Annotated in this window: 17 protein-coding genes and 1 pseudogene; 13 read left to right on the forward strand and 5 right to left on the reverse strand. The window is 73.3% G+C overall.

Annotated elements, in window-relative coordinates; genetic code table 11:
* Positions 1 to 17 precede the first annotated feature (17 nt).
* The 4 genes from paaD to ACGFIM_RS29800 all read left to right on the forward strand — a co-directional run bounded on the left by paaD (position 18) and on the right by ACGFIM_RS29800 (position 3,358).
* Positions 18 to 563, forward strand: coding sequence for a 1,2-phenylacetyl-CoA epoxidase subunit PaaD (gene paaD, locus ACGFIM_RS29785; protein WP_393207763.1), 546 nt, complete (start codon positions 18 to 20; stop codon positions 561 to 563).
* On the forward strand, positions 560 to 1,648 hold the full coding sequence (gene paaE / locus ACGFIM_RS29790; protein ID WP_393207766.1) for a 1,2-phenylacetyl-CoA epoxidase subunit PaaE: 1,089 nt from the start codon (positions 560 to 562) through the stop codon (positions 1,646 to 1,648). The genes paaD and paaE overlap by 4 nt, the downstream gene beginning before the upstream one ends.
* Positions 1,649 to 1,719: 71 nt before the next feature.
* Positions 1,720 to 2,481 carry an enoyl-CoA hydratase/isomerase family protein gene (locus ACGFIM_RS29795; protein WP_393206693.1) on the forward strand — a complete coding sequence of 254 codons (762 nt, stop codon included), beginning with the start codon at positions 1,720 to 1,722 and terminating at the stop codon, positions 2,479 to 2,481.
* Complete coding sequence (locus ACGFIM_RS29800) at positions 2,471 to 3,358, forward strand: 3-hydroxyacyl-CoA dehydrogenase family protein (RefSeq protein WP_393206696.1); 888 nt, start codon at positions 2,471 to 2,473, stop codon at positions 3,356 to 3,358. The genes ACGFIM_RS29795 and ACGFIM_RS29800 overlap by 11 nt, the downstream gene beginning before the upstream one ends.
* A 211-nt stretch (positions 3,359 to 3,569) precedes the next feature.
* Here the strand turns inward: ACGFIM_RS29800 and ACGFIM_RS29805 are convergent, their stop codons facing one another.
* Positions 3,570 to 4,199 carry a TetR/AcrR family transcriptional regulator gene (locus tag ACGFIM_RS29805; RefSeq protein ID WP_393206699.1) on the reverse strand — a complete coding sequence of 210 codons (630 nt, stop codon included), beginning with the start codon at positions 4,197 to 4,199 and terminating at the stop codon, positions 3,570 to 3,572.
* A gap of 198 nt (positions 4,200 to 4,397) precedes the next feature.
* On the opposite strand from ACGFIM_RS29805, the pseudogene ACGFIM_RS29810 reads away from it, so the two are divergent.
* From ACGFIM_RS29810 to ACGFIM_RS29830, 5 genes and pseudogenes are all read left to right on the forward strand, one after another.
* A pseudogene (locus ACGFIM_RS29810) lies at positions 4,398 to 4,559 on the forward strand (cytochrome P450); the annotation flags it as partial.
* A 55-nt stretch (positions 4,560 to 4,614) separates the two neighbouring features.
* Positions 4,615 to 5,280 carry a TetR/AcrR family transcriptional regulator gene (locus ACGFIM_RS29815; protein ID WP_393206702.1) on the forward strand — a complete coding sequence of 222 codons (666 nt, stop codon included), beginning with the start codon at positions 4,615 to 4,617 and terminating at the stop codon, positions 5,278 to 5,280.
* 276 nt (positions 5,281 to 5,556) lie between these two features.
* Entirely contained in the window at positions 5,557 to 6,078 is a 522-nt protein-coding gene (locus tag ACGFIM_RS29820) for a phosphotransferase (protein ID WP_393206705.1), read from the forward strand.
* A 70-nt stretch (positions 6,079 to 6,148) separates the two neighbouring features.
* A complete protein-coding gene (locus ACGFIM_RS29825; RefSeq protein ID WP_393206708.1) occupies positions 6,149 to 7,294 on the forward strand; it encodes an alpha/beta hydrolase family protein in 1,146 nt (381 codons plus the stop codon).
* Between the two features lie 126 nt (positions 7,295 to 7,420).
* Positions 7,421 to 8,683, forward strand: a complete 1,263-nt coding sequence (locus ACGFIM_RS29830; protein ID WP_393206710.1) for a sulfite oxidase — start codon at positions 7,421 to 7,423, stop codon at positions 8,681 to 8,683.
* A gap of 455 nt (positions 8,684 to 9,138) precedes the next feature.
* Here ACGFIM_RS29830 and ACGFIM_RS29835 read toward each other — a convergent pair whose 3' ends face one another.
* Both ACGFIM_RS29835 and ACGFIM_RS29840 read right to left on the reverse strand, forming a co-directional pair.
* Positions 9,139 to 10,167 (reverse strand): hypothetical protein, encoded by a 1,029-nt coding sequence (locus ACGFIM_RS29835; RefSeq protein WP_393206713.1) that lies wholly within the window; start codon positions 10,165 to 10,167, stop codon positions 9,139 to 9,141.
* A gap of 304 nt (positions 10,168 to 10,471) precedes the next feature.
* Positions 10,472 to 12,190 carry a potassium/proton antiporter gene (locus ACGFIM_RS29840; RefSeq protein ID WP_393206715.1) on the reverse strand — a complete coding sequence of 573 codons (1,719 nt, stop codon included), beginning with the start codon at positions 12,188 to 12,190 and terminating at the stop codon, positions 10,472 to 10,474.
* A gap of 432 nt (positions 12,191 to 12,622) precedes the next feature.
* Here ACGFIM_RS29840 and ACGFIM_RS29845 point away from each other — a divergent pair, with 432 nt between their 5' ends.
* Together ACGFIM_RS29845 and ACGFIM_RS29850 are read left to right on the forward strand one after the other, a co-directional pair.
* On the forward strand, positions 12,623 to 13,024 hold the full coding sequence (locus ACGFIM_RS29845) for a cation:proton antiporter regulatory subunit (RefSeq protein WP_393206718.1): 402 nt from the start codon (positions 12,623 to 12,625) through the stop codon (positions 13,022 to 13,024).
* Between the two features lie 165 nt (positions 13,025 to 13,189).
* On the forward strand, positions 13,190 to 13,756 hold the full coding sequence (locus ACGFIM_RS29850; protein ID WP_393206721.1) for a hypothetical protein: 567 nt from the start codon (positions 13,190 to 13,192) through the stop codon (positions 13,754 to 13,756).
* On the opposite strand, the gene ACGFIM_RS29855 is transcribed toward ACGFIM_RS29850, so the two are convergent.
* A complete protein-coding gene (locus ACGFIM_RS29855) occupies positions 13,751 to 14,134 on the reverse strand; it encodes a VOC family protein (protein ID WP_393206724.1) in 384 nt (127 codons plus the stop codon). The two genes, ACGFIM_RS29850 and ACGFIM_RS29855, sit on opposite strands and share 6 nt — an antisense overlap.
* A gap of 234 nt (positions 14,135 to 14,368) precedes the next feature.
* Positions 14,369 to 15,376: an aldo/keto reductase gene (locus ACGFIM_RS29860; protein ID WP_393206727.1), complete on the reverse strand. Its 1,008-nt coding sequence runs from the start codon at positions 15,374 to 15,376 to the stop codon at positions 14,369 to 14,371.
* A 137-nt stretch (positions 15,377 to 15,513) separates the two neighbouring features.
* Between ACGFIM_RS29860 and ACGFIM_RS29865 the strand changes: the two genes are divergently transcribed.
* Together ACGFIM_RS29865 and ACGFIM_RS29870 are read left to right on the forward strand one after the other, a co-directional pair.
* Entirely contained in the window at positions 15,514 to 17,178 is a 1,665-nt protein-coding gene (locus ACGFIM_RS29865) for an acetolactate synthase large subunit (protein ID WP_393206730.1), read from the forward strand.
* 10 nt (positions 17,179 to 17,188) lie between these two features.
* Complete coding sequence (locus ACGFIM_RS29870) at positions 17,189 to 18,160, forward strand: tyrosine-type recombinase/integrase (RefSeq protein ID WP_393206733.1); 972 nt, start codon at positions 17,189 to 17,191, stop codon at positions 18,158 to 18,160.
* The last annotated feature ends 49 nt before the right edge of the window (positions 18,161 to 18,209 follow it).

The following is an 18,209-nucleotide window of genomic DNA, read 5'->3' on the forward strand; positions in this document are numbered from 1 at the left end:
AGAAGGCCCGCGCCGGCGTGCGGGCGCAGGAGCGCGAGGCCCCGGCGGCCGAGCGGCGCGCGGCCGAGGCCGCCGAGGTGGCCGGGCAGGTGCGCGATCCCGAGATGCCGATGCTCACGCTCGCCGACCTCGGCGTGCTGCGCGGCGTGGAGGTGACGCGCGACGCCGGGGGCGCCGAGGTGGTCGTCGCCTCGATCACGCCGACGTACACCGGCTGCCCCGCCATGAAGACCATGCGCGACGACCTCGTGCACCGGCTGAAGGAGGCCGGGTTCGAGCGGGTGGAGGTGCGGGTCGTGCTCGACCCGCCGTGGTCCAGCGACTGGATCTCCGAACGCGGCCGGGCCGCCCTGCGCGCCGCCGGCCTGTCGCCCCCGGGTCCCGCGCCCCGGCGGAGCGGGCCCGTGCTGCTCACGCTCGGCCCGCAGCGGGCCGCGCCGCCCTGCCCGCGCTGCGGCTCGGCGGACACCCGGCTCACCTCCGAGTTCGGCGCGACCGCCTGCAAGGCGCTCTACCGCTGCGCCGCCTGCCTCGAACCGTTCGAGCACGTCAAGGAGATCTGACGATGACCATGCTCGGGACCGCGCCGTCCAGGGCGGCCGTCTTCCACCCGCTGACCGTGTCCGCGGTGGACCGGCTGTGCGACGACGCCGTCGCGATCACGTTCGAGGTGCCGCCCGAGCTGCGGGAGACGTACGCGTTCAAGGCCGGCCAGTCGCTCACGCTGCGCCGCGTCGTCGATGGGCGCGAGGAGCGCCGCCAGTACTCGATCTGCTCCCCGGTCGGCGCCGCTCCGCGCATCGGCGTGCGCGAGATCCCCGGCGGCCTGTTCTCCTCCTGGCTGGTCCACGAGGTACGTCCCGGCACCGTCATCGAGGTGCAGCCGCCCAGCGGCGCCTGGCAGGCCGACCCCGACAGCGGCGAGCGGCACCTGTGCGTGGCGGCCGGCTCGGGCATCACGCCGCTGCTGTCGATCGCCTCGACCGTGCTCGTCCATCCACGCGCCCAGGTCTCCCTCCTGTACGGCAACCGTACGAGCCGCACGGTGATGTTCGCCGAGGAGCTGGGGGACCTGAAGAACCGCTACGGCCCGCGCCTGCAGATCGTGCACGCGCTCTCCCGCGAGCCGCGCGACGTGGAGCTGCTGTCGGGGCGGCTGGACGGCGACCGGCTGCGCCGCCTGCTCACCCGCCTGGTGCCGGTCGAGGTGTTCGACCACGTGTGGCTGTGCGGGCCGCTGCAGCTGATCGAGGAGGCCCGCCCGGTGCTCGCCGAGCTGGGCGTCCCGGCCGAGCGGGTGCACGTCGAGCTGTTCTACGCCGACGCGCCGCCGCCTCCGCCGCGCAGGGACGGCTCCGTCCCGCCGGGCGCGACCACGGAGCTGACGACCGTGCTGGACGGGCTGCGCACCACCTCGACGGTCTCCCGGGAGACGACGCTGCTGGAGGGCGCGCAGGCGAGCCGGGCGGACCTGCCGTTCGCGTGCAAGGGCGGCGTGTGCGGCACGTGCCGGGCCGTCGTGCGCTCGGGCGAGGTGGACATGCGGCGCAACTACGCGCTGGAGCCGTCCGAGCTGGCCGCCGGGTTCGTGCTGACCTGCCAGTCCTACCCGGTGAGCGAACAGGTCACCATCGACTACGACGCCTAGAACACGTCTGGAGCCCACGTGTCAGAGATCTCCTTCGCCCTGCCCGCGCCCGCCCGCCGCCGGGGACGTCCGTGAGCGGGCCGAGCCTCCTCGTCGAGGAGGACGAGGACCGGGTGGTGTGGCGGCTCAACCGGCCCGAGCGGCGCAACGCCATCGACCGCGAGCTGGTCGCCGCGCTGCACGAGGCGTGCGCGGCGGTCGAGGCGGAACCGAAGATCGTGCTGCTGGCCGGCGAGGGCGGCACGTTCGCGGCCGGCGCGGACATCGCCGAGCTGCGCGAGCGGGGCCGCGAGGACGCGCTGCGCGGCATCAACTCGAAGATCTTCGACCGGATCCACCGGCTGCCGATGCCGACCATCGCGCTGCTCGACGGGTACGCCCTGGGCGGCGGCGCCGAGCTGGCCTACGCCTGCGACTTCCGCATCGGCACCGAACGCACCAAGATCGGCAACCCGGAGACCGGGCTCGGCATCCTCGCCGCCGCCGGAGCCGCCTGGCGGCTGGCCGAGCTGGTGGGCGAGCCGCTGGCCAAGGAGATCCTGCTCGCCGGGCGCGTGCTGTCGGCTGCCGAGGCGCGGGAGGTGCGGCTGCTCAACGAGGTGGTCGAGCCGGACGACCTGCTCGCCGCCGGGCACCGGCTGGCCGACAGGATCGCCGCGCAGGCGCCGCTCGCGACCCGGCTGATGAAGGCGGTCTTCCACGCGCCGCGCCAGGCGCACCCGTTCGTGGACGACGTGGCGCAGGCGGTGCTGTTCGAGACCGAGGAGAAGCACGCGCGGATGACGGCGTTCCTGGAGCGCCGCGAGCGGAAAGGACGCCCTCATGACCGCTGATGACCGGCATGACGACAGGAGCAGCACGGAGACCGCCGCCCTGCCCGGCAGCGTCGGCGTCTACGGCGGAGGGCGCATGGGCGCCGGCATCGCGCACGCGTTCCTCCTCGCCGGCTGCTCCGTCGTCGTCGTGGAGAGCGCCGACGACACGGCCGCCGCCGCCCGCGAGCGCGTGGCCGCCAGCCTGGCCAAGGCCGCCGCGAAGGGCACGCTCGGCGAGCCGCAGGAGGCCGTGCTCGGCCGGCTGCGCACCACCACCGACCCGGCCGGCCTGGCGGGCTGCGAGCTGATCGTCGAGGCCGTGCCCGAGGACGCGGCGCTGAAGGCGGAGGTGCTGTCCGCCGCCGAGAAGCGGGCGCCGGGCGCGGTGCTCGCCACCAACACCAGCAGCCTGTCCGTCGCCGGGCTCGCCGCCGCGCTGTCCGCGCCGGAGCGCTTCCTCGGCCTGCACTTCTTCAACCCCGTCCCGGTCAGCGACCTCGTCGAGATCGTGACCGCGCCCGCCACCGACCCCGATCTCGTCACCCGGGCGCAGGGCTGGGTGACGGCGCTCGGCAAGACGCCCATCACCGTGACCGACTCGCCGGGTTTCGCCAGCAGCCGGCTCGGCGTGGCGCTGGCGCTCGAGGCCATGCGCATGCTCGAAGAGGGCGTGGCGAGCGCGGCCGACATCGACACCGCGATGACGCTCGGCTACCGGCACCCGGTGGGGCCGCTGCGCACCACCGACATCGTGGGTCTGGACGTGCGCCTGGCCATCGCCGAGCACCTGGCCCGCGAGCTGGGCCCGCGCTTCGAGCCGCCGCGGATCCTGCGCGACCTGGTCGCCGCCGGCCACCTCGGTCGCAAGACCGGCCAGGGCTTCTACACCTGGTGACGCGCGCCGGGTCCGGGTGCTCGCGCCCGGCCCGGCCCGCCTGGACCCCGGCCCCGCCGCTTCGGCCCGATCTCGCCGCCGGCATCCGGCCACCGCTTCGGCCCGGCCCCGCCGCCGGCATCCGGCCACCGCCAGCCCCGCCCCGCCGCCGGCACCCGACCCGCCGCTTGCGGCCGGCGGGTGCCGCGCCAGGCCGTGCCGTCCGTGACGGTCAGGCCTCGTGCCTGGCCAGGCCGTCGAAGGCGATGGAGGTGATGGCGTCGGCCACCATCGCCTGGTCATAGGCCCCGCCGGGGCGGTACCACTCGGCCAGCGAGTTCACCATGCCGAACAGCAGGCGGCTCACCAGCGCGGGCGGCACGTCGTCGCGCAGAGAGCCCTCGGCGACCGCGTCGGCCACCAGCGCGGCCAGCCGGTCGTCGAGCCAGCGCCGCCGTTCGAGTGCGGCCAGCTCGACCTCGCTGTTCCCGCGTACGCGCAGCAGCAGCGTGACCGACGGCTGGTGCGCCACCAGCACTTCGACGCTGCGCCGCACCACGCCGCGCAGCCGCTCGTACGCGCTGCCCCCGGCCTCGTCGCGGGACGCCTCGGTCACCACGGCGGTCAGCTCGTCGAGCGCGTCGTCCAGCGCCTGGCCGAGCAGCTGCTCCTTGCTGGTGACATGGTGGTAGATGGCCGCCTTGGTCAGCCCGAGTTCCTTGGCCAGGTCGCCCATGCTGGTGGCGTCGTAGCCGCGGCGGTTGAACAACTCGACGGCGGCGCGCAGGATCGCGGACTGGTCATAACCGGGACGGCCCCGCCGGCGGCGCGGGGCTGGTTCGGCCTGCTCAGTCGTGGTCACAAATGCAGCATCTCACGCGTCCGCCCCACTCATTGCCGTCATGCGGTGCGTACGGACGCCTGGAGCGACGCCCACGGTGCGCTGCCGTCCCCGATCGCTTGCTCTGATCGAGACGACTGACTTGGCTGGGCGTCATCCGGACCTCCGGGAGGACACGTGGTGTTCCGCAGCGGCGGCCGGAGCACGACCGGCGAGGGGGCCGGGCACGAGACGACCGCCAATATGATCGGGAAGGTGATGGCGATGCTGCTGTCCGACCGCAGCCGCCGGGAGGCGCTGCCGGCCGGCCGCACGCTGATCCGCTCCGCCGTCGAGGAGCCGCTGCGCTTCGACGCCGACCCCGGCTTCGGCATGCCCCGCCGGCTGCGCCGGCGCGAGGGGCTGGTCGTCGCAGGGCTGGAGAGGTGCCGGTGAGATGGTGACATCGGGCGGGCCCGCACCCGAGCGCCGCGGCGTACGGGCCAAGGACACACGCGAGGCGCTGCTCGACACGGCCGAACGGCTGTTCGCCGAGCGCGGCGTCGGCGAGGTGTCCGCCCGGCAGATCAGCGAGGCCGCCGGACAGGCCAACAACTTCGCCGTCGGCTACCACTTCGGGTCGAAGGCCGGGCTGGTGCGGGCGATCGTCCGCCGCTACACCCACGACATGGAGCGCCGGCGGCTGCGGCTGCTCGCCGAGATCGGCGAGTCGGAGGAGCTGCGCGACTGGATCTCCTGCCTGGTCCGCCCGGCCACCGACCACCTGGAGGCGCTGGGGGTGCCGAGCGTGCGGGCCCAGTGCATCGCGCAGATCAACACCGTGCCCGCGATGCGGCAGATCGTCATCGACGAGTCCGTGGCCACGCCGTCCATGCAGGCGAGCCTCGCGGGCATGTTCCGGCTGCTGCCCGGCCTGCCGGAGGAGACGCGCCGCGACCGCGCCGACATGAGCCGGCTGCTGCTGGTGCACGCGCTGGCCGAGCGGGAGCGGGCGCTGAACGAGGGCGCGCCGCTCAGCAGCGCCGGCTGGGACGACGCCGCCACCGCCCTCATCGACGCGCTCACCGGCCTCTGGACGGCCCCGGCCGGCCGCCACCGCTGAACCACCGTCCCGGCAGAAGGCCCCGCCCTTCGTCGCGGGAGCCGGGGAAGGTCGCGGGAGCCGGGGAAGATCGCGGGAGCCGCGGAAGACGGTCCAGCCCACCGCGCCGAGCCGCCTGGCCCGTCTCGCAACCCAGTCCCTTGTTCGCTCCGGTGATCCATACACTCGTTCGTTCCATGCCCTCTCAGACGGGACACCCCGTCCGGCTGTGACGGCTGTGAGCGACGCCTCCCCCACCGCACCGAGGAGAACCGAGAGATCGTGACGCTGCCGCCCATGCCGAAGCTCGACATCCGGCAGGCCCTGCGCGTGCCGCCCGTCCGGCTCGCCTGCGAAGGGCCGTGTCCCGGCGGGCAGGTGGGCGCGGCCTACGTCCGCCGGCCCGACGGCCACCGGTCCGTGCTCACCCGGGGGCCCGACGTGAGCCCGCTGCTGGAGGTGGCGCGGGCTGCGGGGATCCCGGCGCCCGCGTACGAGCTGGTCCACCCGCCGTACCTGGTCCAGGAGCTGCTGCCCGGCGACGTCCCCGCGGGCAACGTGCTGGTGGACGCGGGCGGTGCCATCACCGGCGTGATCGACTGGGACGGCGTCCGTCGCGGCGACGCCGCCCTCGACCTGGTCACGCTCCGTTCCGACCTCGCGCACCGGAGCCACGAGCTGCACGTGGACCTGCCCGAGACGGCGGCGCTGCGCTGCTGGGCCCACATGAGCCTGCGCCAGGTGGACTGGGTGATCCGCCACTTCTCCGCCTCGGAGGTGACGCACTGGCCGGAGATCGCCGAACGCCTCGGACCCTGACGAAAGTCAAGGTCCGCTCCTGCCTTTCGGTCATGCCGGAGGCCGTGGGCCGGCCCCCAGACTGTTCCCCATGATCAAAACCACCGCCATCATGCTCGCCCTCGGCCTGCCCCTCACGGCCGTGTCCCTCCCCGCCGAAGCCGCCGGCGTGACGTTCGCGATCCCGCGGCCGACCGGTGCGTACAAGGTCGGGCGGGACGTCCTCCACATGGTGGACACCGGCCGCCGCGACCCCTGGGCGCCGAAGGCCACCCCGCGCGAGCTGATGGTCTCGATGTACTACCCGGCGCGCTCCGGCGGCCGGCCTGCCGCGTACATGACGATCGCCGAGGCGGCGGCGCTGCTCAAGGCGCAAAAGCTCGACACCCGCGTCAAGCCCGAGCAGATCGCAGGGGTCCGGGTGAACGCTCGGGAGGACGCCCGCCCCGCCCCTGGCCGCCACCCGCTGGTGGTGCTGTCGCCGGGCTTCACCCTCAACCGGGCCACGCTGACCATGCTCGCCGAGGAGCTGGCCTCGCGCGGGAACGTGGTCGCGCTGGTGGATCACGCCTACGAGTCGTACGGCACGAGCTTCCCCGGCGGCCGCACGCTGACCTGCGCCGCGTGCGAGGCGGTGGAGAAGGCGCCGTCCGACGAGGCGAGCAAGCGGCTGATGGCCAAGGTCGCCACCGGGCGGGCGGCCGACCTGTCGTTCGTCATCGACCGCGTCACCCGCGTCACGGGGTGGCGCCGCCACGCGATGATCGACACGAAGCGGATCGGCGCGGCCGGTCACTCGATCGGCGGGAACGCCGCCGCCGCGCTCATGGCCGCCGACCGCCGGGTGCGCGCCGGAGCGAACCTGGACGGCACGTTCTTCGCGCCCGTCCCCGCCAAGGGGCTCGGCGGCCGGCCGTTCCTCATGCTCGGCACGCAGTCGGGGCACTCCCCCGGCTCGGCCGACGCCAGCTGGCCGCGCGACTGGCGGCGGCTGGACGGCTGGAAGCGCTGGCTGACCGTCAAGGACTCGGGGCACTTCACGTTCATCGACCTGCCCGTGCTGGGCGGCCAGGCCGGGATCACCGACCCCGAGGCGCCGCTGTCCGGCAAGCGGTCGGGCGAAATCACCACCTCGTACGTCGGCGCGTTCTTCGACCGGCACCTTCAGAGCAAGAAGCGCCCTCTCCTGGACGGCCCCACCCGCACCAACCCGGAGGTCACCTTCCACAACCCCTGACCGCTGGGGGTCTTGACCACCCCAGGACCCCCGCGAGAAGCCACCGGATCACGATCACACAGGTTCTTGACCGCTCTGATTTCCCCGTCTACTGATAGGTACAGCCGGAATGTGAGAGGTGGTCGGATGCCGTACCGAAACTCCGGACGAGAGGACCTGCCGGGCAGGCGCGCCGTGCTCCGCGCCCTACCAGCCCTGGGCGGGGCCGCGATGCTGGCCGGGCCGCTCGCGGGCACGGCGAGGGCCACAGCGCGCGGCGCGGCGGAGGCTACAGCGCTGGGCGCGGCGCTGACGCCGGCCGTGCGGCGCGCGGAGGGCCCGATCGTCAAGCCGCTGCCACCCGAGGTGTTCATCGCGTACGGGTCGAACGCCGAGACCCGCTGGGAGGCGCTGCGCGACATCGGTTACTACGTGCCCAACGAGCGGTTCTTCGTCCGCAACCACACCGCCACGCCCAGGATCGACGCGGCCACCTGGCGGCTGCGCGTGCACGGCTCCGGGGTGCGCCGCCCGCAGGAGTTCAGCTACGCGCAGCTGCGCGCGCTGCCGTCGGTGACGGTGGACGCGGCCATCGAGTGCGCGGGCAACGGCCGCTCGTTCTTCGCCACCCAGCAGGGTGAGGGGGCGTCGGGCACGCAGTGGCGGCTCGGCGCGGTCGGGGTGGCGCGCTGGCGCGGCGTGCCGCTGGGCACGGTGCTGCGCCGCGCCGGGCTGTCGAAGAACGCGGTGGACGTCATGCCGTCCGGCCTGGACGCCGACTACGTCAGCGACGGGCAGAACCTCGGCCGGGTACGCCGGCCGCTGCCGATCGACAAGGCGCTCGACGACGTGCTGCTGGCGTACGAGATGAACGGCGAGCCGCTGCCGCCCGACCACGGCTTCCCGGTGCGGGTGGTGGTGCCGGGGTGGGTCGGGATCGCCTCGATCAAGTGGGTGGGCGACATCGAGGTGTCCACCGAGCCGCTCTCCTCACCGTGGAACACGATCTACTACCGCCTCTTCGGGCCCGGCTACCCGGAGGAGGGCAGCGCGCCGCTCACCCGGCAGGTCACCAAGAGCGCGTTCGAGCTGGGCTGGGAGGCGAGCATCCCGGCGGGGCGGCCGTACCGGCTGCACGGCAGGTCGTGGTCGGGACGCGGCCGGATCACCCGCGTCGAGGTGAGCACCGACGGCGGGATCCGCTGGCGGGACGCCCAGCTGCTCGACGGCGGGCGCCGCGGCCCCTGGACGCGCTGGCGGATCACCTGGCCCGACCCGCGTCCCGGCCGTACGGAACTGCTCGCCCGCGCCACCGACGAGACCGGCGCCGTGCAGCCGGCCACCACGCCGTTCAACACGATGGGCTACCTGTTCGACGCGATCGTCGCCCACCCGGTGCAGGTGACCTGACCCGCGCCCCGGCGCCTCCCCGCCCGGCCCGGACGAGGGGCCCGGACGAGGGGCCCGCGCAGCAGGGCCGGAGCCGGCCCGGGCGGATCCGCGCACCCCGCCCGAGCCGGCTCGCGCCGCCTTCTCCGCTGAGCCGCGCTGGCCGGGTCAGCCGAGGAAACCGCGGGCCGCCACCGTCTCCCGAGGCTCATCGGGGCTCGTCACGGGCTCGCGCGGCCTTCGAGGCCCGTCACGGCTGCGGCGCCCGCAGCTCGATCGTGCCGTGGCGGGCCACCGGAGGCGTCCGGGCCGCCTCCAGCGCCTCCTCCCGGGAGGAGCACCCGATCAGGCTGACCCCGGCCACGATCTGGGGCCGTCGATCATCGGCACCTCGCCGCCGCGCACCCGTACCGTGGTGGCGCCGGCCGTAGGTTCGAGGCCGCCGCTCGCGGTGAGCCCGAGCGCCGTGCGTACGCTCAGCGGAAGTCGGAGATGCGGAACACGGCCAGCATGTCCTTGGCGCGCGAGCCGTCCGTCGAGAACGACGCCTCCGCACCGACCCAGCCGCGGAACACACCCGAGTCGTCGATGATCTGCAGGAGCGGCTTGACGTGGGAGTTGCCGGTGTAGCAGAACTGCTTGCGCTCCATCGCCAGGCAGGTGCACCAGTGCCACAGGGTGTCGCGGCGGTCGGCCTTGCCGACCATGGTCAGGTAGTACTGGATGGAGCTGATGTTGGCCTTCGTGCCGCCGCCGTACCTCGGGCAGCCGCCCTCCTTCTGGCAGGCGCTGTTGGACGAGGGCTGCAGGTACGTCAGGCACGAGGTGGTGCCGGAGCACTGGCGGAACGAGGACAGCCCGAACGGCTGGTCGGACGACGGCACCAGCTTGCCGCCCGCCCAGCTCGTCAGGTCCTGCCTGAGCCCGCCGGCGGACGCCTTGACCGAGCTCATCGCGCGGCGGGTGGCGTAGGAGGCGTTGCTGCCGTAGCCGTAGCCGTGCGTGGCGAGCGTGCTCCGCTTGAGGTCGAGGCGGGCGAGCTTGCCGTCGGGCGAGGTGCGGACGTACCACTGCTCGGTCCAGGTCTGGGCGATCTTCCACGTGATGGTGAGCACGTTGCCCGACAGCGTGTACGTCCCGGTGCGCCGCTCGGACGGCCCGCCGGTGAAGCCGCCCGCGGTGAGCACCTGGCAGGCGCGCACCTTGGTGGTCTTGCCGCCGGCCGTGGAGGTGCAGCTCGCGTCCGGCTTCGTGCCGGTGCTCTGCCTGGCCTTGGGCTGGCGCTGCCACCACAGGTAGAAGGCGGCGCTCACGGTGCCGTTCCTGGCGAAGCCGTAGTTGCCCAGGCGTACCCAGTTCTGCTGCGACGAGGCCTTCAGGTGGCCCTGTGAGACGACGAACGTGGACTTGCCGCCGGGCAGTGCCGTGGCGGCGGCCGCCGCCTCGCTCGCCGGTAGGAGGGTGGCGGCGAGCAGAAAAGTCAGGATCGCAGCTGCGAAGCGCATGAAGTGTCCCCGGGGGTCACGCGACGTGTCCAGCACAGCACGACACCGTAACGGCCCCGACCGGAGATGTCATCGAAACCCCACCGGGAGTACCGCGCACACCGGGCATTCCGCGCGCGGGCGACGCATCTCGCGGGCGACGATCGCGCAGCGGCCGACCGCGTCCCCACCCCCGCGCCGTTGTGACGGTCGCGCAGCGGCCGCGGCTCGACCGCCGGGCGCGGGTCGAGCGCCCGCGCCCGCACGCCCCCGCGCCGGCCGTGTGAGCGGGCGCGGGGGCGTGCGGGTGAGTGGCGCCAGGGCGTCAGGTGATGGCGCGGTCGGACTCCGACTCCGTGCCGGGCACCAGGTCGTCGCCGGGCTTGACCGGCGGCTCCTGCTGCGGGGGCGCGATGGGCCGGACGTGGCGCTGCCGTCCGCCGGTCAGCCGGGTACGCCAGCTCAGCCCGGCCCGGCGGCGGCCGGGAGCGGGCGTGGCGGCGGGCTCCCGGCGCGGCTCCTGCGGCGCGGTGGCGGCCTGCCCGTTCTCGGGTTCGCCGTCCTCGCCGTGCCAGTGGGCCAGGCGGCCGCCCCTGCCGACGGCGCGCAGCCGCCGTTCGACCTCGGCGCGGGTGGCGGGCGTGGTGACGATGAGCACCTCGTCGCCCTCGCGCAGGATGGTGTCGGGCTCGGGCACGAGGGTGTCGCCACCGCGGATGACGAGCGTGACGATGGACGGCTTGGGCAGCCGCAGCTCGAAGATCTCCACGCCGTGCAGCTTCGAGCCGGGCGGCACGGTGAGCGTGAGCAGCTCGGCCGCGAGGACGTCGAGCGGCGCGGCCTCGATCTCGACCTCCTTGGCCTGGTGCGGCTGGGTGACCTTGAGCACCCTGGCGACCAGCGGCAGCGTCGGGCCCTGCACGATGGTGTAGAGGATGACCAGGACGAACACGATGTTCAGCAGGTGCTTGCTGCCGGGCACCTCGGCCACGATCGGGTAGGTGGCCAGCACGATCGGCACCGCGCCGCGCAGCCCCGCCCAGGCGATGAACGCCTGGTGCCGCCAGCCCGTACGGAACCAGGTCAGGCAGGCCGCGACGGACGCCGGCCTGGCGATGAGCAGCAGCACCAATCCGATGACGAAGGCGGGCAGCAGCGCGCCGGGCAGCTCGTGCGGGGTGACGAGCAGGCCGAGCATGACGAACAGGCCGATCTGCGCCAGCCAGCCGATGCCGTCGGCGAACGACCGGGTGGCGGCGCGGTGCGGCAGCTCGGCGTTGCCGAGGACGAGGCCCGCGAGGTAGGCGGCGATGAAGCCGGACGCGTGCAGCGTACCGGCCGCGGCGAACGCGATGATGCCGAGGCCGACGGTGGCCAGCGGGTACAGGCCGGTGGCGGGCAGTGCGACGTAGCGCAGGGCGAGCGTGCCCGCCCAGCCACAGGCCAGGCCGATCGCCGCGCCGACCCCCAGCTCGAACGTGATCTGCGAGGCGATCCCCACGGGGTCCGGCAGGTCGGTGAAGGCCGTCGAGAACACCAGCACCAAGATGACGGTCGGCGCGTCGTTGAAACCCGACTCCGCCTCGACCATGCCGGCCACGCGGCGCGGCAGCGGCAGCGCGCGCAGCACGGAGAACACGGCGGCGGCGTCCGTCGATGACACGATCGCACCGAGCAGCAAGGACAATTGCCAGTTCAAACCCAGCAGGAAATGCGCTCCGGCGGCGGTGATCGTCACGCTCACCGCCACGCCGAGCGTGGCCAGCAGCCCGGCCGGCACCATCAGCCGTTTGATGTCGGACCATCGGGTGCTCAAACCGCCTTCGACCAGGATGATGCCGAGCGCCGACGTGCCGAGGGTCTGCGCGATCTGGGCGTCGTCGAAGTCGATGCCCAGCACGTCCTCGCCGAGCAGCACGCCCAGCGCGAGGAACAGCAGCAGGCCCGGCAGGCCGATCCTGCTCGCGGTGCGCGCCGCGGCGATGCTCGCGAGCAGAACCAGTCCACCGGCCAGTAACACGCCGTACAGCTGATGCAGACTCATCGTGAACCCCCACGTGGCGTCGGTGAAGCGGTCATGCCGCGATCATTTCTCATCGCACGTTGATAAAGCTGAATGGACGGACTCCTCCGTGTGACAGGGACGGTCTCTTTATCTTCCTGGGCGAACCCGGCCTGTGGGGGGTACGGCGTGGCCGATGGATGCTCATGTCGACGGTCGCGGTGTTTCCCGTACCCGGAAAAGAGGGAGAAAGCCCGGAAGTCGCACCTGCCGTCCACTTACGGGATCCTGTCATCCTCGTAAAGGATCGATAGAAGGGTCGATAGGGGGACGACGGCGAGGCCCGCCGGAGTGATCCCCGGTCGAGCGGTGCAAGACGACGTGAGGTGACCGGTGGAGATCGAACAAACAGCGCTGCCAGGGATTGGACTGCGACACGAGTTCACCACGCGCTCCGGGCGGCGTGTCGCCGTCGTGTCACACCGCACCGGCCGCCGCGATCTGGTGATCTACGACGCGCACGACCCCGACCAGGCGTGCGAGACCGTCCCGCTCAACGACGACGAGGCCGATGCGCTGGCCGAGCTGCTGGGCGCGCCGCGCATCATCCGGCGGCTCAACGAGCTGCACCGCGAGGTGGAGGGGCTGGTCAGCGAGAAGCTGCCCATCCCCGCGGACTCGCCCTACGCGGGGCGGCCGATGGGCGACGCGCAGGTGCGCACGCGTACGGGCGCCTCGATCGTGGCCGTGGTGCGCGGCGCGCAGATCGTCGCCAGCCCCGGCCCCGACTTCGTGCTGGCCGCCGGTGACGTGGTGGTCGTGGTGGGCAGCGCCGACAGCGTGCAGGCGGTCGCCGGCATCCTGGCCGACGGGTGAGCGTGCCGGTCTCGCCACCGTGAGAGGCGATCCCCCGCCGGGGCGGCCCGTTCGGGTTCCGTCCTCGCCGGGGCCGGCGTGACGAGGCGATCTCCCCCGCCAGGGCGGCCCGCCTCCCTCTGCCGGGGGAGGCGGCGGTCCTCCCCCGGCGACGACACTGCCGGTATGAGCATGTTTTCCAGGGCGTCTTCCCCGGCGCCTGCCATGGCGGCCCGGCAGGCGCCCGCGCCGCCGCCACGCTGGGCGGTGCGCGCCGCGCACGCCGTCGCCCTCGTCACTCTGCCGTCGGGACTGTGGCGCATCGCGCTCGTGGCCGGGCTGCCCATCGGATACGTCGCCGACGTGCCGCCCGAGGTGCGCGACCTGCCCGCAGGAGAGGTCGCCTACATCGTCGGCCTCAGCGTCGTCAGCGAGCTGGCCGCGCTGCTGACGATCGGGCTCGTCAAGCCCTGGGGCGAGGTCCCGCCCCGCTGGCTGCCGCTGGTGGGCGGGCGGCGCATGCGCCCGCGCATCGTGCTCGCCGCCGCCTACACCGGGGCGGCGCTGATCGTGCTGTTCTGCGGGTACGCGGTGCTCGCGGCGATCCTGCAGCTCGGCTCGGGTTTTCCGTTCCTGTCGGGCACCGGGCACGCGCTCCTCATCGCCTGCTACCTGCCGCTGCTGGCCTGGGGGCCGCTGACGTTCGCGGTCGCGTACTCGTACCAGCGCCGGCACCGGCGCGCTGCCTCATAGCGCGTCGAGACGCCTCCTGAGCAGGCAGAACACGTTGCCTTCCGGGTCGGCGAGCACGTGCCAGGGCTCCTGTCCCGTCTGTCCCACGTCGGCGTGGCGGGCGCCGAGCGCCAGCAGGCGTTCCAGCTCGGCGTCCTGATCGCGGTCGGTGGCGTTGATGTCGATGTGCAGCCGGAAGAGGCCCGCGTCGGGCACGTCGGCCTCGGGGCTGAGCACGAGCGTCGGCCGCGGCCCGCCGAACCCCTCGCGCGGCCCGATCTCGATCGAGCCGTTCTCCTCGCGGTCGAGCTCGACGTAGTCCAGCACCTCGCACCAGAACCGCGCCAGCAGCTCGGGGTCACGGCAGGCGAGCACCAGCTCGCTGATCCGGGACGCCACCCAGGAACACCCACTTTCGGTCGACGGCGACCGGACGCCCGTCACCTGGGCCCCAGCCGCCGGAACGGTCCGGCGATCGTATCCGAGCGGCCGGCGCGGCGGCGAGCGACTTTTCGCACGCAAGCGACGGCCGCCCCATTTCACCCCTCCCCCAGAGCCACGGCCCCCTCACACCACTCCGACCGCGAAGCGGTCACCCCTTCTCGCCCGGGGTGGCCGCTTCGCGGGCAGGGGTCAGCGGCGCTCGCTGTCGAGGCTCGCCATGAGGTGCGCGGGGTAGCGGTCGCCCTTGGCGGCGTCGCGGGGGACGGCGGCTTCGATCTCGGCCAGCTCCTCGGCGGTGAGCGTGATGCCGGCGGCGTCGATCATGGTGCCGACCTGCTCCAGGGTGCGGGAGCCGACGACGGGCACGATGTCGTCGCCCTGCGCGCCGACCCAGGCGATGGCGAGCTGCGCGGCCGAGACGCCCCTGGCCTCGGCCAGCTCCTTGACGCGTCCGGCGAGCGCGGTGTTGTGTACGAGGTTCTCCCCCTGGAAGCGGGGCGAGAGCGCGCGGAAGCCGGCGACGCCCCCGCGGCCGCCGATCAGGCCGCGCGACAGCACGCCGTACGCGGTGACGCCGATGCCGAGCTCGCGGCAGACCGGCAGGATCTCGTCCTCGACGCCCCGGCTGAACAGCGAGTACTCGATCTGCACGTCGCAGATCGGCGCGACGGCGGCGGCCCTGCGGATGGTCTCCGCGCCGACCTCGCTGAGCCCGATGTGGCGTACGTACCCCTTCTCCACCCACTCGGCGATCGCGCCCACCGTCTCCTCGATGGGCACCGACGGGTCGAGCCTGGCGGGGCGGTAGACGTCCACGTACTCCGTGCCGAGGCGGCGCAAGGTGTAGGCGAGGAAGTTGCCCACGGCGGCCGGGCGGCCGTCGAACCCGGTCATCACGCCGTCCGGGCCGGCCAGCGCGCCGAACTTCACCGACAGCACGACGTCGTCGCGGTCGCGCTCCTCGAGCGCGCGCCGGATCAGCAGCTCGTTGTGCCCCGAGCCGTAGAAGTCGCCGGTGTCGAGCAGGGTGCCGCCGGCGTCGAGGTAGGCGTGCACCACTCGTACGCCTTCCCGCTCGTCCACGGGTCCGTACGAGCCGGACAGCCCCATGCAGCCGAGGCCCGGCGAGGTGACTGCGGGACCGGTGCGGCCGAGGCGGCGCGTTGCGAGGCGGTTCTTTTCACTCTGAGTCGTCATGGCTCCACAGTGCTCGCCCGCCACCTGCCGCATCCAGGCATTCTCAATGCCATGACCGCTGGTCACAGGGGGTGGAATGAACGGCGGAGCGGGCGTGCTGTGAGGGATGCAGTCACAGGTGAAAGAAGGCGTTTCGCATGTCAGCGCAGGCCACGCGGAAGACGGCGGCCCAGCTCATCGTGCAGGCCCTGGAGGCGGAGGGCGTCGAGTACGTCTTCGGCATCCCGGGCGAGGAGAACATCCATGTCGTCGACGCGCTCAACGACTCCTCCATCCGCTACATCCTCGTCCGCCACGAGCAGGGCGCGGCGTTCATGGCGGAGATCTACGGCAGGCTGACCGGCAAGGCGGGCGTCGCCTCGGCCACGCTCGGCCCCGGCGCGATCAACCTGCAGCTCGGCGTGGCCGACGCCACGACCAACAGCACCCCGGTGGTGGCGATCACGGCGCAGGTCGGCCTCGACCGCATCTACAAGGAGACCCACCAGGTGGTGGATCTGGTGTCGCTGTTCCGGCCGATCACGAAGTGGTCGGAGCTGGCCCCCTCGGTGCAGGCGCTGCCCGAGATGATCCGCAAGGCGTTCAAGACCGCGCAGACCGAGCGGCCCGGCGCCGTCTACCTGGCCATCCCCGAGGACGTCGAGTCGGCGCCCGCGCCCGATGACCTCGCGCCGCTGCCGCTCAACATCGTGCGCCCGCAGGACCCCTCGTCCGCCCAGATCGCCCGCGCCGCCGAGGTGCTGGCCACCGCGCGCCGCCCGATCGTGCTGGCCGGTCACGGCGCCACCCGGGCGGGCGCGTCCGACGCGCTCGTGCGTTTCTCGGAGAAGCTGGGGCTGCCGGTGGCGACCACGTTCAACGGCAAGGGCGTCTTCCCCGACGACCACCGCCACGCGCTGGGCGCGGTCGGGTTCATGCGGCACGACTATGTGAACTTCGGCTTCGACGAGGCCGACGTGCTCATCACGGTCGGCTACGAGCTCCAGGAGTTCGACCCGGTCAAGATCAACCCGAACCGCGACAAGAAGATCATCCACGTGCACCGGTTCCCCGCCGAGGTGGACGACCACTATCCGGTGGCGGTCGGCGTGCACGGCGACATCTCCCGCTCGCTGCACGCGCTCGGCGACGCCGTGCACCGCCGGTTCACCATGAACGGCACCGGCGAGAAGATCCGCCGGATGCTGCGCGAGGAGCTGGAGCAGGGCCGCGAGGAGCACGGCTTCCCGCTGTCGCCGCGCCGCGTGGTGGCCGACATCCGCGAGGCCATGGGGCGCGAGGACATCGTGCTGGCCGACACGGGCGCGGTGAAGATGTGGATGGCCCGCATGTATCCGACGTACGAGCCGAACACGATGATCGTCTCGAACGGGCTGTCATCGATGGGGTTCGCGGTGCCGGGGGCGCTGGCCGCCAAGCTCGCCCATCCGCGGCGCAAGGTGCTGGCGGCGACCGGCGACGGGGCGTTCCTCATGAACTCCCAGGAGCTGGAGACGGCCGTGCGCGAGCGCATCCCGTTCGTGGTGCTGGTGTGGGAGGACGGCGCGTACGGGCTGATCGAGTGGAAGATGGACCTGGAGCTCGGCCGCGACTCCAACGTGGCCTTCGGCAACCCCGACTTCGTCAAGTACGCCGAGAGCTTCGGCGCCCGCGGCTACCGCATCGGCAGCGCCGGCGAGCTGCTGCCGACGCTGCGCAAGGCGCTGGCCGACGACGTGGTGTCGGTGATCGCGGTGCCGGTCGACTACTCGGCGAACCTCCAGCTGACCGACAAGCTGGGCGAGCTGACCGGACCCTTCTAAGATCGGCCGGGTGAGCCTGCCCGCCGTATCCGCACCGGGCGCGCCGGCGGTCGAACCGGCGCGCGACCCGTACCACGTCTATCTCGACTCCCTGACCAGTCCCGAGTCGCGCCGCACCATGCGCGGCTGTCTCGACCGGCTGGCCCGCATGCTCACCGGCGACCCGAACGCGACGGGCGCGGGCCAGCCATGGCACCTGCTGCGGTACGAGCACACCGTGCGCATCCGCACGATGCTCACCGACCAGGGCTGGTCGGCGGCGTATGTCAACAAGCACCTGGTGGCGCTGCGCCGGGTGCTGAAGGAGGCGTGGCGGCTCGGCCAGACCAGCGCCGAGGACATGGCGCGCGCCTCCGACCTGGCCCCGGTACGCCAGAGCCGGCTGCCCGCCGGGCACCACGTGCCGCCCGAGGTGGTGGGCGCGGCGCTGGCGGCCTGCGACGACTCCCCCGCCGGCAGGCGCGACGCGGCGCTGATCGCGGTGCTCTACTCGACCGGCTGCCGCCGCGCCGAGCTGGGTGGGCTGCAGCTGGCCGACTACGACCCGGGCGCGCGCTCGCTGCGGGTGCGCGGCAAGCGCGACAAGGAACGCCTCGTCTACCTGACCGCCGACGCGATCGGGCTGCTCGAACGGTGGCTCGCGGTGCGCGGCACCGCGCCTGGTGCGCTGTTCAGCCCGATCAGCACCGCCGGGCGGCTGCGGATGCGCGACGGGCGTCCCGTGGGGCTGACCGGGCAGGGCATCTCCGACATCCTGACCCGGCGCTTCGAGGCGGCGGGGGCGGCGCGGCGCACCCCGCACGACTTCCGCCGCACGTTCATCGGCGAGCTGCTGGATGCGGGCGTCGACCTGGCCACCGCGCAGGCCCTGGTCGGCCACGCCTCCCCCGCCACCACCGCCCGCTACGACCGCCGCCCGGAACGCACCCGCAGGGAAGCGGTCGACCGTCTGCACCTCCCCAAGCCCCGGCCTCTGGCCTGAACAGGGAGCCCCGGCCTGCCCGGTCTGAATCCGCCGGGATGCCGGGGCC

It is taken from the genome of Nonomuraea sp. NPDC049309 (assembly GCF_043196965.1).
In the GTDB taxonomy this organism is placed as follows: Bacteria; Actinomycetota; Actinomycetes; order Streptosporangiales; family Streptosporangiaceae; genus Nonomuraea; species Nonomuraea fastidiosa.